Origin of the sequence: Cellulomonas sp., assembly GCF_035634735.1 — a bacterium.
Classification (GTDB): domain Bacteria; phylum Actinomycetota; class Actinomycetes; order Actinomycetales; family Cellulomonadaceae; genus Cellulomonas.
Genome location: NZ_DASQCJ010000230.1, coordinates 1 through 14,223, shown reverse-complemented (window position 1 = coordinate 14,223; position 14,223 = coordinate 1). Strand labels below are relative to the sequence as shown.

The window sequence follows — 14,223 nt, the reverse complement described above, 5'->3', positions numbered from 1 at the left end:
GCGTGATGCGCGAGGTCGTCGCGAGGACCGCGCGCCCCGGGCGCTGGCTGTGGGCCGGGGTCGCGGGGCAGGCCCTCCTGCTGGCGTCCTGGGTGCCGCGGCTCGACGGCGAGGAGCGCGGCCTCGCCGCCTTCTTCGTGACCGCGTCCGGCCTGCTCATCGTGATGGCGGTGGTCCTCGCGGTGGTCGACCTGCGGGCGACGCTCGTGCTCACCGAGGACGCGCTCCTCCTGGAGCGGCGGTGGCGACCGCTGCGCATCCCCCGGGACGCGGTGCTGGCGGTGGACGGCAACATCCACGGCCGGCCCTCCTGGTCGGAGTCCGTGGTGCTCACGGTGGCCGGGCGCGACCGGCCGGTGCGCCTCGGCGGGTTCGAGGTGCCCGCCCGCGTGCTGATCCCGCGGCTGCAGGAGTGGGCCGGGGTCGGGGACACGGCGCCTGCGTCCGAGGGCTCCGCGTCCCCGACCTGACCGGGCCGGGTGCTCCGGCGAGCCGGACGCGCGCACGCGGGGGCGGCGGCCAGACTGGCCGCGTGGTGCGCGAGCTCGTCGTCCTCGGGACGGCCTCCCAGGTCCCGACCCGGACGCGCAATCACAACGGCTACCTGCTCCGGTGGGACCGCGAGGCCTACCTGTTCGACCCCGGCGAGGGCACCCAGCGGCAGCTCACGCTGGCCGGCGTCGCCCCGCCGTCGATCACCCGGATCTGCCTCACGCACGTGCACGGCGACCACAGCTACGGCCTGCCGGGCGTGCTGTCCCGGATGGTGCTGGACCGGGTCGAGCACCCGGTGCACCTGCACTACCCGGCGGAGGGCGAGGCGGTGGTGCGGGCGCTCGTCGGGCTCGCGACGCCGGGGCTCGACCTGCGGCTGCACCCGCACGGGTCGGCCGGCGAGGTGGCCCCGGGGCTCACCGTCGAGCCGCTGCGGCACCGGGTGCAGACCTTCGGCTACCGGCTCGCGGAGCCCGACGGCCGGACCCTGCTGCCGGACCGGCTCGCCGCGGCGGGGATCGCCGGACCCGACGTCGGGCGGCTGCAGCGCGACGGGCGGATCGGGTCGGTCGGGCTCGCGGACGTCAGCGTGCCGCGGCGCGGGCAGCGGGTGGCGGTCGTCATGGACACCGCCCCGTGCCCGGGCGCCGAGGCGCTCGCGGAGGGCGTCGACCTGCTGCTCGCGGAGTGCACCTTCGCCGACGAGGACGCGGACCTGGCCGCCGACTACCGGCACCTGACCGCCGGGCAGGCGGGGGCGCTCGCGGCGGGTGCCGGGGCGCGGACGCTGGTGCTCAGCCACTTCTCCGGGCGGTACGCCGACCTCGCGCCGCTGGGGGAGCAGGCCCGCGCCGCGGCGGGGTCGGCCGTGGTGCACGTCGCCCGCGACCTGGACCGGTTCGTCCTGCCCCGGCGCCGGGCGGCGGCCTGACGCGGGCTCAGTCCCGCCGCGGCGCCACCCCGCGCACGTCGGCGACGGGGAACCGCCGCCGCGCCTCGGCCTGCTTGTCCAGCGTCGCCGCCAGCACGTCGACGCCGAGCACGTCCGCCAGCCGCAGCAGGTAGACCAGCACGTCGGCGATCTCCTCGCCCGCGCGGCGGCGCCGGTCGGGGTCGGCGAAGTACGCCACCGCGTCGCCCGCGGGCAGCCACTGCACGAGCTCGGCGAGCTCGCCCACCTCGCCGACCAGGGCCAGCACGAGGGACTTGGGGTCGTGGAACTGCTCCCAGTCGCGCTCGGCGCTGAACTCGCGGATGAGCGCGGTCAGCCGCGCGAGGTCCCCGGTCCCGCCGGCGGCGGGGGATGCGTCGGTCACCCCCTCAGCATCGCAGCCGCGCACCAGGTCGGGTTCCGCGCTCTCCGGCGCGGGAGTGCCGACGTCGGCGGCCCGTGCGGCGGGCGGCGCGGGTCAGGCGAGGAGCCAGGTGGGCGAGCCGAGGTAGCGCTCCGCGACCAGGACCGAGCCCGCCGGCTGCTCGGCGCGGAGCGCGCCCGACGGGCCGCCGCGCGGGTCCGTCACGGTCCGGCCGAGCAGCTGCAGCCGGCGCAGCATGGACAGCGCGCACGCGGTGCGGGCGTCCTGCCGGGTCAGCGGCCGCACCTCCTGGTAGCCCGCCACCCAGGACTGCGCGCGGGCGGCCGCGTCCGGCAGGTGCTCGACGTAGGACAGCGCCGCCGCCAGGTCCAGCACGAACCAGGAGAACCCGCAGTCGTCGAAGTCGATCAGCGTGAGGTCGTCGCCGCCGCCGAGCAGCAGGTTCCCGGGCCGCAGGTCCGCGTGCACGAGGCCCCAGGAGTCGGGGGCGCGGGACGCGGCGCGCAGGGCGTCGAGGGCGGCGTCGCGTGCCCGCCCGAGCAGCGCGAGGTCGGCGGCGGGCAGGCGGGCCTGCTCCCACGCGCCCCACCGGCTGCCCGGACCGACCAGGTCCGCGGGCTCCCACGTCGGCCGGACGAAGTCGCGGGGCCGGTGGAAGCCCAGGGCGTGCTCGTGCAGGAGCGCGGCGGTGGTGCCGACCCGGCGGTGCCAGGCCCCGGGGTCGTCGGCGCCGGCGAGCGCGTCCGCCAGCGCGTCCTCGAGCGAGGGCCCGGGCACGTACCGCCAGGTCAGGCAGACCCAGTGCCGGTCGTCGTCGTCGGGCACCAGGGCGACGTCCCGGCCGTCCACCGGCGGGACGTCGCCCTGGTGCCCGGACCGCGCCCGCCGCGCCGAGCGCGGCCATCCAGGCCACCTCCGACTCGACCGCCGCGGTGTCCTCCATGTAGGCGGGCGGCGCGACGCGGGTCACCGCGACCGGCCGGCCGGCCACCGACACCCGGAACGTCGCGTTGTGCGAGAGCGCCAGCAGGTCGACGGTCGTCCGCCCGGGCTCCCAGCCCCAGGCCGCGCACAGGGCGGCGTGCAGCCACCGCGGCGCGGGCGCGCCGACCGCCAGCCGCCCGAACGGCGGGTCCGGCTCCGCGAGCCCGGTGCTGCCGAGCGTGTCGTCGGTCGTCATGGCCACCTGCCCCCGGGGTGCTCGCGTCCTCGCCGGGCCGTGCGGCCCGAGCCGAGTGTCGGGGGGCGCGCACCGGGGCCGACAGGGGCGCGGCCGGGATTTCACGCAGGTGTCACCCGGGCCCGGCGGCGGTGACGCCGCGGAAACACCGCCGTCCCCGCGCCGCCTCAGACGCCGACGAGCGCGGCGCTCACGTCCCACAGCCGGCGGGCGAGGTCGGCGTCCGCGGCCTGCGGCGGCGGCACGGCGGCGCGCCCCTGCTCGAGGTACCCGCCGGGCGCCCAGTCGACCCCCGGCGTGCCGGTGGCGAGCGCCGCGAGGTAGTCGCCCCCCTGCTCCGGGGTGATCGTCAGCAGCCGGCGCAGGGGCGTGTGGTAGACGAGCCGCATCAGGTGGTTCGTCTCCTTGGCGAAGCTCGTGGCGACGATGCCCGGGTGGAACGCCACCGCCGCGAGGCCCTGCCCGCCGTACCGGCGCTGGAGCTCGACCGTGTGCAGGACATTCGCGAGCTTCGCGTCGCCGTACGCCTTCGCCGGGCGGTACCGGCGCTCGTTGCCGAGGTCGTCGAGGTCGATCCGGCCCCAGCGCGCGGCCGCGACGCTCGAGGTCGCCACCACCGACGCCCGGCTCTCCACCAGCGTCGGCAGCAGCAGGTGCGTGAGCAGGAACGGCGCCAGGTGGTTCACCTGCAGGGTGCGCTCGAACCCGTCGGCGGTGACGGATCGCGGGCCCATGATGCCGCCGGCGTTGTTGGCCAGGACGTCGATCCGCGGGTAGGCGGCCCGCAGCTCGGCGCCGAGGCGGCGCACCTGGTCGAGCTCGGCGAAGTCGGCGAGGTGGTGCGGGGCGCCCAGGCCCGCCGCGACCGCGGCCGTGCGTGCCGGGTCGCGCCCGACGAGCACGACCCGCTCGCCCGCGCCGGCCAGCCGGCGTGCGGCGGCGGCGCCGATGCCGTCGCTGGCGCCGGTGATCACGATCGTCCGTCCGGGCACGTGGTCCTCCGCCGTCGGGGTGCCGACCCGGGTCCGGAGCGGTCCGCGACACCCTAGGGTGCTGCCGTGACCCCCGCCTCCCCGGCCGCTCGCCGTCGCGCCCGCACGTCCGCCGTCCGCACCTCCGAGCCCCGCCTCGTGCCCCCGGTGCTGGTCCGGGACCACCGCGTGCGGGTGCCCGTCGACCGCGAGGACCCGTCCCGGTACCCGACGATCGAGGTGTTCGCGCGCGAGCTCGTCGACCCGGCCCGGGACGCCGAGGACCTGCCGCTGCTGCTGTTCCTGCAGGGCGGCCCCGGTGGCATGGGCCCGCGCCCGCTCGGCGGCGGCTGGTGGTCGACGGCCCTGCGCACGCACCGGGTGGTGCTGCTCGACCAGCGCGGCACGGGGCGGTCGTCCCGGGTCGACGGCCGGACGATCGCCCGGTTCGGCTCGGGCGAGGAGGCCGCCGACTACCTGGCGTGCTTCCGGGCGGACGCGATCGTCGAAGACGCGGAGGCGGTGCGCCGCGCGGTGTACGGCGGGCGCCGCTGGTCGACGCTCGGCCAGTCCTACGGCGGGTTCCTCACGCTCACCTACCTGTCCCGGCACCCCGAGGCGCTGACCGCCTGCTACGTGACCGGCGGCCTGCCCGGCGTCGCCGCGACCGCGGAGGACGTGTACGCGCGGACGTTCCCGCGGCAGGCCGCGCGGGTCGCCGCGTTCGCGCGCCGGTACCCGGAGGACGTCCAGCTGCTCGGGGCGCTCGCGGACCGGCTCGCCGCCGGGGACGTCGCGCTCCCCGACGGCGACCCGTTCACCGTGCGCCGGCTGCAGACGCTCGGCATGCCGCTGGGCATGAGCACCGGGGTGGACGCGCTGCACTGGCTGCTCGACACCGTCGACCTGGACGCGGACGGGGCGCCGGACGACGCGTTCGCGCTCGCCGTGCAGACCCAGACCGGCTTCGACGCGAACCCGCTGTACGCCGTGCTCCAGGAGGTCATCTACCACCAGGGCGAGCGCGCGGGCGGGTGGGCGGCGCAGGCCGAGCTCGACCGCCGGCCCGACCACGCGCCCGACGCCCGGCCGCTCGCGCTCACCGGCGAGGCGGTGTTCCCGTGGATGTTCGACGAGATCCGGGCGCTGCGGCCGTTCCGGGCGGCGGCGGAGGCGCTCGCGGCCCGCACGTCCTGGCCCGCGCTGTACGACCCGGAGCGGCTCGCGGCCAACGAGGTGCCGGTGGCCGCGGTGCAGTACGTCGACGACCCGTACGTGGACCTGGACCTGGCGACCGGCACGGCGGACGCGGTGGGGAACGCGCAGGTGTGGGTGACGAACGAGTACCTGCACGACGGCCTGCGGGCCGCGGGCGACGTGATCCTGCCCCGCCTGGTGGACCTGGCGGCGGGCCGCCGGACGGTCACCCGCTCCTGACCGCGGGGCGCGGCGTTCACACCGTGCGGATGTCGTACTCGCCGAGCCGGGCGTCGACCGTCGCCAGCACCAGGTCCTCGACCTGCGCCTGGCACGCGAGCATGCGGTCGAACGGGTCGCGGTGGTGCCAGGGGAGTCCGCGCAGCGCCGCGGCGTGCTCGGGCGTGAACGGCACGGGGGCGATGCCGTCGTCGACCAGCGGCGTGACGACGTCCGCGGGAGCGGTCAGCTTGCCCAGCGAGCTCTTGATGGCGATCTCGGCGACGCTGACGGCGGAGAAGTGCACGTCGTTGCCGGGGTCGGCGATCAGCTCCCGATGGCGCGCGCCCAGCTGAGGATCGTCGGCGAGCCACCAGAGGACCACGTGGGTGTCGAGCAGGAGCCTCATGCGCCGTACCAGTCGCCCGCGTCGGCGTCGGTGAGGGTGTCGAAGTCCGCCCCGATCGCGATCTGCCCACGCAGGGCCCCCGGACGCCGACGCTCCGGCCGCCGCTCGAGCGGCAGCAGCCGGGCCACCGGCCGGCCGCTGCGGGTGAGGATGATCTCCTCGCCGTGCTCGGCGCGGCTCACGAGCCGCGACAGGTGGGTCTTGGCCTCGTAGATGCTCACCGGGACGCCCATGACACGATTGTCGCGACCTTGGTCTGGTCTGGTCAACCAGAGGCCGGTGCGGCGGTCCCGGGTTCAGAGCAGGCGGCGCGAGCCCGGGCGGACGACGCGGAGCCAGCGGTAGCCGTACGCCGGCAGCTCCACCTCGACCCGGCCGTCCGGGTCGACCTCGCAGGCCCCGTCCTCCAGCAGGTCGACCAGGCGGACCGGGTCGTCGTCGCCGGCCGCGCTGCGGGTGGTCGCGGTGCCGTCCGCGGGCCCGGCGTCGCCCGGCTCCCGGACCAGGTCCCGCAGCCGCAGCGGCACGGTGACCGCCTCCGGCCCGAGGTTGTGCACCGCGATCATCGACGCGTCCTGCCAGGTCGACCGGTGCGCGAGCACGGCGGCGTGCGGCTGGTCGAGGATCTCCGCGCGCTCCGCCCAGCCGAGCTCCGGGCACTCCCGGTACCGCCGCACCAGCGTCTTCACGAACGACAGCAGCGAGTCCGGGTCGCGCCGCTGGTCGGCGACGTTGACGTGCTGGGGCGCGAAGCCGCCCTCGACCACCGGGCCGGCGAGCCGGCGCGGGGCCGCGGCCGAGAAGCCGCCGTTGCGGCCCGACGTCCACTGCATCGGCGTGCGGACGGCGAGCCGGCCGTCGGCGGCGAGGTTCTCGCCCATGCCGATCTCCTCGCCGTAGAACAGCACGGGCGTGCCGGGCAGCGTGAACAGCAGGGAGTAGACCATCCGGACCCGGCGCGGGTCCCCGTCCAGCATCGGCGGCAGCCGGCGGCGCAGCCCGCGGCCGTAGAGCTGCATGTCCTCGTCCGGACCGAAGGCCGCGAACACCTCGGCGCGCTCGTCGTCCGAGAGCTTGTCCAGCGTCAGCTCGTCGTGGTTCCGGACGAACGTCGCCCACTGCGCGTCGTGCGGGATGTGCGGGCGGTCGCGCAGGGCCTGGGCGAGCGCGCCGGCGTCCTGCCGGGCCAGGGACAGGTACATCTGCTGCATGGCGACGAAGTCGAACTGGAGGTTCAGCTCGTCGCCCTCCGCCGACCCGTCGCCGTCTTGGTCGCCGAAGAACATCCGCTGCTCCTCGTACGGCAGGTTCACCTCGCCCATGAGGATCGCGTCGCCGGTCCGCCGGCTCAGGAACGACCGCAGCGCCTTGAGGAACTCGTGCGGGTGCTCGATGTCGTCGTGCGGGGAGTTCGCCGCGTCCGCGAGCATGAACGGCACCGCGTCGACCCGGAACCCGGCGAGCCCGAGCTCCGCCCAGTAGCCGACGACCTTGGCGATGGCGTCCCGGACCTGCGGGTTCGCGGTGTTGAGGTCGGGCTGGTGCCGGTAGAACCGGTGCCGGTACCAGGCGCCCGCCTGCTCGTCGTACGTCCAGATCCCCTGCTCCTGGTCGGGGAAGATCACCTCGTCCGCCGTGGGCGGGGGCTCCTCGGTGCGCCAGACGTAGAAGTCCCGGAACGGGTTGTCCGGGCTGCTCCGCGCGGCCTTGAACCACGGGTGCCGGTCGGACGTGTGGTTGACGACCAGGTCGGCGATGACCCGGATGCCGCGGTCCTTCGCGGTCCGGATCAGCTCGACCAGGTCGCCGGCGTCGCCGAGGCGCGGGTCCACCCCGAAGAAGTCGGTGATGTCGTAGCCGTCGTCCCGGTCGGCCGTCGGGTAGAACGGCATCAGCCACAGGCAGGTGACGCCGAGGTCGGCCAGGTGGTCGAGGCGCTGCACCAGGCCGGGGAGGTCGCCGACGCCGTCGTCGTTCCAGTCCATGTACGTCTCGACGTCCAGGCAGTAGACGACGGCGTTCTTCCACCACAGGTCGCCGGTGTCGCGGATCCTCATGCGTCCGCCGCCTCGGTGCCGGCGTCGACGGCCCGGAGCGCCGGCAGCAGGTGCTCGGCCGCCAGGTCGATGAACGCGTCCAGCGACGACGGCGGGTGCGTGACCGTGGGCGCGGCGTCGTCGTGCTTGCCGTGGTCCGGCCGGACGTCGGTGGCCACCTGGTGCAGGTAGACCTCGTCGAACCCGATCTCGACCAGCTCGACCAGGCGGTCGCGGAGCCGGGCGGGGTCGTGCTCGATGATCACCCCGGTGCTCAGGGTGTCGTCGTCGACGGTGGCGGCCAGCTCGTCGAACGCCTCCGGCATCGCGATGTCCCACGCGGCCGGCGGCCCGGCGGCGTTGCCCGCCCACTGCTCGCGCGCCAGGCGCCAGGCCTCGCCCGGGTCCGACGCGTAGGACACGTGCACCTGGAGCGAGATCGGACCGCGGCCGCCGGCGTCGCGGTACTCCCCGACGACCCGGCGCATCGTCTCGACGTCCTGGTTCACCGTGACCAGGCCGTCGGCCCAGTCGGCGTGCGCGCGGGCGGTCTCCGGCGTCACGGCGGGGCCGATCAGCCGGGGCGGGACCTCGGGCAGCGTCCACAGCTGGGCGCGGTCGACGGTCACCAGCCCGTGGTGGGTGACCTCCTCGCCCGCGAGCAGCGCGCGGATGATCTGGACGCACTCGCGCAGCCGGGCGTCCCGCTCGGGCTTCGGCGGCCACGGGTCGCCGGTGATGTGCTCGTTCATGTTCTCGCCGGACCCCAGCGCGACCCAGAACCGGCCCGGGTACATCGCGGCGAGCGTGGCGGCCGCCTGGGCGATGATCGCCGGGTGGTACCGCTGGCCGGGCGCGTTCACGGTGCCGAACGGCAGCCGGGTGGTGGCCAGCGCGGAGCCGAGCCAGGTCCAGGCGAAGCCGGAGTGGCCCTGGTTCGTGCCCCACGGCGCCCAGTGGTCGGAGCACATGGCGGCGTCGAAGCCCGCCTCCTCCGCGTGCTGGACCGCCGCGAGGAGGGCGGACGGGTGGACCTGCTCGTGCGAGCTGTGGAAGCCGACGCGGGTGGTCATGCCCCCTGTTCCTACCGGCTGCGGCGCCGGCCCGCGCGGCGAGCGGGGCCTCCCTGCAGCGGGCGCGGCGGGGTGCAAGGGACGTCACAGGCGTCCCAGGCCCTTCGCCGGGGGATCCGCGCGGGCGGACGACGTAGGCTTCTGCGACGTGGCGACCTTCTCCGCCGTGACGCGCGCGCACATCCTCCAGGCCATCGCCGAGCACGACTCCCGCGGGGCCGACGGCTTCCTCGGCGTCTACGGCTTCCCCGCCGGCGGCGGCTTCTTCCTCCACGAGGACCGCCCCTACCCGACGACCGCGATCCTCGGTGTCGCGCACCGGTTCGCGACCGGGCGGCTCGCGGGTGCCGACGAGTTCCACGGCGGCGAGGAGGCGGCCCAGGCGCTGCTCGCCCGGCGCGGTTTCGACGTTCCGCAGGCCGCTGCCGCGCGCGCCGCCGCCCCGGCCCGGACGCGCCCGACCGAGCCGAAGGCTCCGCGGGCGCCGCGCGCCGCCGCGACGCCGCGCGCGAGGAAGCCCGAGCCGGTCGAGTTCACCAAGACGTGCCCGACGTGCTCGATGGTGCTGCCGGGCACCGGGATCTGCGACTACTGCGACTGACGCGGTTCGACGCCGGCCGTCGGCCAAGGGCCGCCGGTCGATCCGCCGCCGCCGGGCGTCGGCACGCCCGCGGGAGCGCGCCGCGGCGCGGCTGACACCGACGCGCCCGGTGCCCGCGGCCGGACCGCGTACCCGAGGTCGCCGAGCGCCTCCGCAGCGGCCGCCGGGTCGTCCCGGACCGCGGCGCGGAGCTGGACCGCCCGCCACCGCGTCCGCCCGGCGCACACCGCCGCGCGCCAGCCGGGCCGGGTGTCGAGGCCGAACTCCCGGACCAGCATCTCCAGGACGTCCTCGAACGACGGCCGGAACCGGTGGCCGCCGAGCGGGAAGTGGAGCGTCGAGACGCGGGGCACCTGGCCGCGGCGGACCGCCGAGGTGCGGGCCTGCCCGCGGAGCCGGTAGCCGGCGGCCATCATCGCGAACACGAGCTCGTCGCGGTGCCCGTGCACGTTGAGGTGGGCCGCCGGGACCTTGTCGTCCGTCCCGGCGTCGTAGTCGTACCGGAACAGCGGCTCCTCGGTGCCCTCCGCGGTGACCGCCATCGTCGACCGGCGGACGGCCAGGTACCGGCCGGTGTGGTCCCAGCCGCAGTCGAAGGACGCGCGCAGCCGGAGCACGACGACGCCGTCGACGGCCAGCGGGAGTCCGTCGGGCGGCTCCTGCTGGACCATCTGGTGCGTCAGCGGGGTCGCCGTCGGGCGGACCTCGAACGTGCCGGGATCGCCCGGGACGACGCCCCGCAGGGTGCTGCGAAGGTCCGCGGCGAACCGCTGCGTCACGTCCGCCAGCGACCCACCCTCCCGCGAGTCGGCGCCGTCGGGCCGGGCGGTCGCCTCGTCACTCACCGAGCATCCTGCCCAGCGTGAGGTACTCCTCGTACGCGATGCGCTGCTCGCGCGAGAGCTGCCAGGTCTCGTAGCGCTCCTCGATCGTCTCGAGGTCGAGACCGATGCTCGCGAGCTCCGTCGCCCGCTTCTCCCGCATCTCCTCCGGGGTCATGATGACGAGCCTGCCGTAGCTCTTGGGGATGACCTGCATGATCGTTCCTCGGACGTCGACGGGCGATCCCTCGGGGGCGGCTGCCGGACCGACGCCGCTCACGCTAGCCGCATCGCGCTGTGCGGTGTCCAGCCCCGCTTTCGCGGCGCCCGCGCACCGGCGCGCGTGGCCCCGGACGCCCGGGCGTCACCCCCGCGCCGGCACCACCGCGTCGACCGCCTCGAGGATCTTGTCCAGCACCACGGCCCGGTCGAACTGCAGCGCGAACTCCCGCGCCGCGTCCGCCCACTCCTCGCGCTCGGCACCCGTGACGCCGAGCGCCCGGTCGAGCGCCGCCGCGATGGCCGCCGGGTCCTCCACCGGCACGATGATCGCCGTGTCGCCGACCGCCTCCGGGATGCCGCCGGTGCCGGTGGTGATGACGGGCCCGCCGCCGGACAGCATCTTCTCGACGAGCGCGATGCCGAACGTCTCGACGAACTCCGGCCGCGGCTTGCTCGGCAGCACGTACGCGGCCGCGCCGGCCATGAGGTGCGGCTTCTCGTCGTCCGACACGTCGTCGAGGAACAGCACCCGGTCGGCGACGGGCGACGCGGCGGCGTGCGCCCGCAGCTGCGCCGCCTCCGGCCCGTTCCCGGCGATCACGAGGCGGTGCGTCCCCGGGGCCGTGCTGGCGGCGTACCCGTCGATCAGGTCGTCCACGCCCTTGGCGGCGGCCAGGCGGGACAGGTAGAGCACGTAGCCGTCGCGGTCGAGGCCGCGGGCGCCGAGCACCGCGTCCGTCTCGGCGTCGTCGCGCGACAGGTACTGCGCGACGTCGACGGCGGGGTAGGAGATCCGGACCCGCTCGCGGCACTGCGCGGCGAACGTCGTGCCGTGCTTCGCGTCGAGCGCCTCGGCCTCCGAGACGATCAGGTCGCGGGTGTACTCGGACACCGCGAGGCAGACGTCGTGCTCGAGGTAGGAGGAGAGCACGTGCGCGGCGGCGCCGAACTGGTCCGCCTCGACGCAGGCGCGCACGACGTTGGTGACGTCGGAGCCGACCGCCTCGGCGACCGTGGTCACGTCCACGGGCAGGCCGGTGCGCCGGGCGACGTGCACCGCGTCCGCGACGGCCGTGGCGTGCGGGCTCAGGTACAGCGACAGCGCGACCGTGGGCACGCCGTCCGTGAACAGCTCGACCAGGCGGCCGATCAGCCCCGCCACGTAGCGGCCGTCCGGCACCTTGTAGTCGCCCACCGGTCCGGGGCGCTCGACGACCACCCCGTCGCGGTACGGCATGACGCGGTCGAGCGGCTTGAGCGGCAGGCCGGCCGCCTGCAGGCGGTCGATCGGCCAGGTGATGATCCGGACCTCGTCGAACCCGCGGTCGAGCGCGGCCTCGGCGAGGTTCCGGGCCTCGCCGGAGTGGCCGCAGATGACCGGGTCGGCGCGCACGACGATGACGAGGCGGCGGTCGACCCGGCGCGCGGGCGCCGCGTCGGCGGTGGTGCTGAGGGTCGCGTCGGTCACGGCAGGCCTCCGGGAGGATCGTGCGGCAGGGGTGGGGAGTGCGGCGCCGGTGTCAGGCGCGGCTGGTGCTGAGCGACGGCGGCCGGGCGGCGGCGGTCCACGGGCCCGGCTCCGGGCCGAGGTCGACCTGGAGCCGGCCGCCGGCGTGCAGCTCCGTGCCGGTCAGCCACGTGCGGTCGAGGTCCACCCCGTCCAGCCGGACCCGCTGCACGTACTGCGCGGGCCGGTCGGGCTCGGGTTCCACGAACCCGCTGGTCTCGACCGTGAACGCCTTCCCGCCGACGTCGACCCGGGCCTCGCGCCACGCGGGTGCGTTCACCAGGAACAGGTTCTGGCCGGCGACCGGGAACAGCCCGAGCGTCGCCCACACGTACCAGGACGACAGCCCGCCCGAGTCGTCGTTGCCGGGCAGGCCGCCGCGGCCGGTGCCGAACTGCTGCTGCGTGATCGCGTGCACCACCTCGGCGGTGCGGTCGGGGCGCCCGGCGTACTGGTACGCCCAGGGCGCCTCCATGTCCGGCTCGTTGTTCAGGCCCTCGAACCGGTGCAGCGCGTAGCCGGCGAGCATCTCGTCCTCCGAGGGGGCCAGCCCCGGCTGCTTCACCGGGTCGGCGCCGTACCCGAAGAACCGGTCGAGCAGCGCCACGAAGGCGTCGTCGCCACCCGCCAGGTCGATCCGCGCCGCCATGTCGTGCAGCAGCCGGAACGAGTAGTTCCACCGGCCGCCCTCGTAGAACGTCGAGTCGCGCAGCAGGCCGGTCGCCGGGTCGAACGCGTTCCGCCACCGGCCCGCCAGCGGGGCGAACTGGTCGAGCAGCGTCCGGTCGCCGACCTGCCGGGCGATGACCGCGGTGCAGAAGTAGCCGAACGCCAGGTCCAGCGTGTGGCTGATCGGGTGCGTGCGGCCGTGCAGCAGGAACTCCTCGCCGTACGTCCGGCGCAGGTCGTTGTGCAGGTGCACCAGCGCCCAGTCCCAGTCGAACGGCAGCCCCAGCGCGCACAGGTCGGCGAGGAACGTGTGCGCCAGCGCGCTGCCCTGCCGGGAGAACCGGTCGGCGCCGCGGGCCATCCGGTAGCCGATCGGGAAGTTCCCCTCCTCCTCGGCGATGTGCAGGATCGCCGTCGCCAGCTCGATCGCCTTGTCCGGCACCAGCGCCGTGAGCAGCGGGAGCTGCGTGCGGTAGATGTCCCACATCGTCGCGATGTCGTACGCGAACGGGGTGTCGGTCGGCCAGAACGGGCTCTCGTCCGGCGCGAGGCAGGGCTTGATCAGCGAGTGGTACAGCGCCGTCGACAGGACGGTCTGCTTGCCCGCGTCCGGGGTGTCGACCTGAACCTTGCCGAGCTGGCGGCGCCACTCGTGCGCCGTGCGCGCCCGCCGCTCCGCGAACGACGACGGCCCCGGCCCGCACTCGCGGACGAGGTTCTCGCGCGCCTGCGCGACGCCGCGCAGCGAGAAGCCGAACCGCAGCTCGACGACCTGCCCCGGCTCGGTCGGCCCGGCCCACATGAGGCCGAACGGGCGCAGCGTGGTCGGGCGGATGCGGTCGAAGTCGAGCCGGGTGCCGCCCGGCATCAGGCGGCGGTCGTACCAGAGCAGCTGCCGCCAGTGCGGGGTGTCGCACTCCACGTGCACCGCGAGCGACGCCCCCTCGACGGTGATCTCGCCCTGCGCCACGCCCGGCTCGACCGACTCGAGGTGCGCCCGCAGCGGCACGGTCCGGCCGTAGGGGATGTCGAGGCCGCCGAGGCTCAGGTCGATGACCAGCCGCGCGTCCCGGTGCGCGGGGAACGTGTACCGGTGCACCGCCGACTTCGGGCCGACGGTGACCTCGCACCGGATGCCGGAGTCCAGCGTCGCGGCGTAGTAGCCGGGCTCGGCACGCTCGTCCGACACGTCCCAGAGCTGCCCGAGGTCGTCGAGCGGCTGCAGCATCGGGGTGACGCGCACGTAGTTGTAGTACTTGCGGATCGCGCCGGTGCCGGACTGCTGGAAGTGCGTGAACCCGGAGGCGCGCTGGGTCGCGTGCAGGGCGGGCGGCAGGCCCTCGGTCGACAGGTCGTACCGCCCGTACCCGGTGGGGTAGGCGCCCGAGTAGGCGCACGCGCTCACCATGCCGAGCGGGTACGTCGCGCCGGGGTGCGTGTTCCCCACCTGCGGCTTCGGCCACCACCAGGTGGCGGCGAGCCCGGACTGCGGGGGCAGCGCCGTGGC

15 protein-coding genes are annotated in these 14,223 nt (G+C 75.8%); 4 read left to right on the top strand and 11 right to left on the bottom strand.

The window, feature by feature from the left end:
* Positions 1–5 precede the first annotated feature (5 nt).
* Both VER05_RS18490 and VER05_RS18485 read left to right on the top strand, forming a co-directional pair.
* Complete coding sequence (locus tag VER05_RS18490) at positions 6–470, top strand: hypothetical protein (RefSeq protein WP_324846774.1); 465 nt, start codon at positions 6–8, stop codon at positions 468–470.
* Positions 471–535: 65 nt separating this feature from the next.
* Complete coding sequence (locus VER05_RS18485; RefSeq protein ID WP_324846820.1) at positions 536–1,426, top strand: ribonuclease Z; 891 nt, start codon at positions 536–538, stop codon at positions 1,424–1,426.
* A 7-nt stretch (positions 1,427–1,433) separates the two neighbouring features.
* Here VER05_RS18485 and VER05_RS18480 read toward each other — a convergent pair whose 3' ends face one another.
* The 3 genes from VER05_RS18480 to VER05_RS18470 all read right to left on the bottom strand — a co-directional run bounded on the left by VER05_RS18480 (position 1,434) and on the right by VER05_RS18470 (position 3,983).
* Positions 1,434–1,811, bottom strand: coding sequence for a nucleotide pyrophosphohydrolase (locus VER05_RS18480; protein WP_324846773.1), 378 nt, complete (start codon positions 1,809–1,811; stop codon positions 1,434–1,436).
* Positions 1,812–1,904: 93 nt separating this feature from the next.
* Positions 1,905–2,660, bottom strand: a complete 756-nt coding sequence (locus tag VER05_RS18475; protein WP_324846772.1) for a phosphotransferase enzyme family protein — start codon at positions 2,658–2,660, stop codon at positions 1,905–1,907.
* Positions 2,661–3,158: 498 nt separating this feature from the next.
* A complete protein-coding gene (locus VER05_RS18470; RefSeq protein ID WP_324846771.1) occupies positions 3,159–3,983 on the bottom strand; it encodes an SDR family NAD(P)-dependent oxidoreductase in 825 nt (274 codons plus the stop codon).
* Between the two features lie 138 nt (positions 3,984–4,121).
* On the opposite strand from VER05_RS18470, the gene VER05_RS18465 reads away from it, so the two are divergent.
* Positions 4,122–5,399, top strand: a complete 1,278-nt coding sequence (locus VER05_RS18465) for an alpha/beta hydrolase (protein ID WP_324846819.1) — start codon at positions 4,122–4,124, stop codon at positions 5,397–5,399.
* A gap of 16 nt (positions 5,400–5,415) precedes the next feature.
* Here the strand turns inward: VER05_RS18465 and VER05_RS18460 are convergent, their stop codons facing one another.
* From VER05_RS18460 to VER05_RS18445, 4 genes are all read right to left on the bottom strand, one after another.
* Positions 5,416–5,787, bottom strand: a complete 372-nt coding sequence (locus tag VER05_RS18460; protein ID WP_324846770.1) for a type II toxin-antitoxin system VapC family toxin — start codon at positions 5,785–5,787, stop codon at positions 5,416–5,418.
* Positions 5,784–6,020, bottom strand: coding sequence for a type II toxin-antitoxin system prevent-host-death family antitoxin (locus tag VER05_RS18455; RefSeq protein ID WP_324846769.1), 237 nt, complete (start codon positions 6,018–6,020; stop codon positions 5,784–5,786). The genes VER05_RS18460 and VER05_RS18455 overlap by 4 nt, the downstream gene beginning before the upstream one ends.
* A gap of 63 nt (positions 6,021–6,083) precedes the next feature.
* Positions 6,084–7,844 carry an alpha-amylase family protein gene (locus VER05_RS18450; protein ID WP_324846768.1) on the bottom strand — a complete coding sequence of 587 codons (1,761 nt, stop codon included), beginning with the start codon at positions 7,842–7,844 and terminating at the stop codon, positions 6,084–6,086.
* Positions 7,841–8,896: a TIGR03885 family FMN-dependent LLM class oxidoreductase gene (locus tag VER05_RS18445; protein WP_324846767.1), complete on the bottom strand. Its 1,056-nt coding sequence runs from the start codon at positions 8,894–8,896 to the stop codon at positions 7,841–7,843. Before VER05_RS18445 ends, VER05_RS18450 begins: the two co-directional genes overlap by 4 nt.
* Positions 8,897–9,044: 148 nt before the next feature.
* Here VER05_RS18445 and VER05_RS18440 point away from each other — a divergent pair, with 148 nt between their 5' ends.
* Entirely contained in the window at positions 9,045–9,497 is a 453-nt protein-coding gene (locus VER05_RS18440; RefSeq protein ID WP_324846766.1) for a hypothetical protein, read from the top strand.
* Here the strand turns inward: VER05_RS18440 and VER05_RS18435 are convergent.
* From VER05_RS18435 to VER05_RS18420, 4 genes are all read right to left on the bottom strand, one after another.
* On the bottom strand, positions 9,485–10,342 hold the full coding sequence (locus tag VER05_RS18435) for a hypothetical protein (RefSeq protein ID WP_324846765.1): 858 nt from the start codon (positions 10,340–10,342) through the stop codon (positions 9,485–9,487). The genes VER05_RS18440 and VER05_RS18435 overlap by 13 nt on opposite strands.
* Positions 10,335–10,535: a hypothetical protein gene (locus VER05_RS18430; RefSeq protein ID WP_324846764.1), complete on the bottom strand. Its 201-nt coding sequence runs from the start codon at positions 10,533–10,535 to the stop codon at positions 10,335–10,337. The genes VER05_RS18435 and VER05_RS18430 overlap by 8 nt, the downstream gene beginning before the upstream one ends.
* A 147-nt stretch (positions 10,536–10,682) precedes the next feature.
* Positions 10,683–12,008 carry a glycosyltransferase gene (locus VER05_RS18425; RefSeq protein WP_324846763.1) on the bottom strand — a complete coding sequence of 442 codons (1,326 nt, stop codon included), beginning with the start codon at positions 12,006–12,008 and terminating at the stop codon, positions 10,683–10,685.
* A 52-nt stretch (positions 12,009–12,060) separates the two neighbouring features.
* Positions 12,061–14,223, bottom strand: a 2,163-nt coding sequence (locus VER05_RS18420) for a glycoside hydrolase domain-containing protein (protein ID WP_324846762.1), incomplete at its 5' end; no start/stop codon positions are given.

What these genes read in the sequence shown, in the direction of transcription:
- VER05_RS18490 (WP_324846774.1), top strand. Translation starts at nt 6, where the DNA reads ATGCGCGAGGTCGTCGCGAGGACCGCGCGCCCCGGGCGCTGGCTGTGG.
- VER05_RS18460 (WP_324846770.1), bottom strand. Translation starts at nt 5,787, where the DNA reads ATGAGGCTCCTGCTCGACACCCACGTGGTCCTCTGGTGGCTCGCCGAC.
- VER05_RS18430 (WP_324846764.1), bottom strand. Translation starts at nt 10,535, where the DNA reads ATGCAGGTCATCCCCAAGAGCTACGGCAGGCTCGTCATCATGACCCCG.
- VER05_RS18445 (WP_324846767.1), bottom strand. Translation starts at nt 8,896, where the DNA reads ATGACCACCCGCGTCGGCTTCCACAGCTCGCACGAGCAGGTCCACCCG.
- VER05_RS18450 (WP_324846768.1), bottom strand. Translation starts at nt 7,844, where the DNA reads ATGAGGATCCGCGACACCGGCGACCTGTGGTGGAAGAACGCCGTCGTC.
- VER05_RS18455 (WP_324846769.1), bottom strand. Translation starts at nt 6,020, where the DNA reads ATGGGCGTCCCGGTGAGCATCTACGAGGCCAAGACCCACCTGTCGCGG.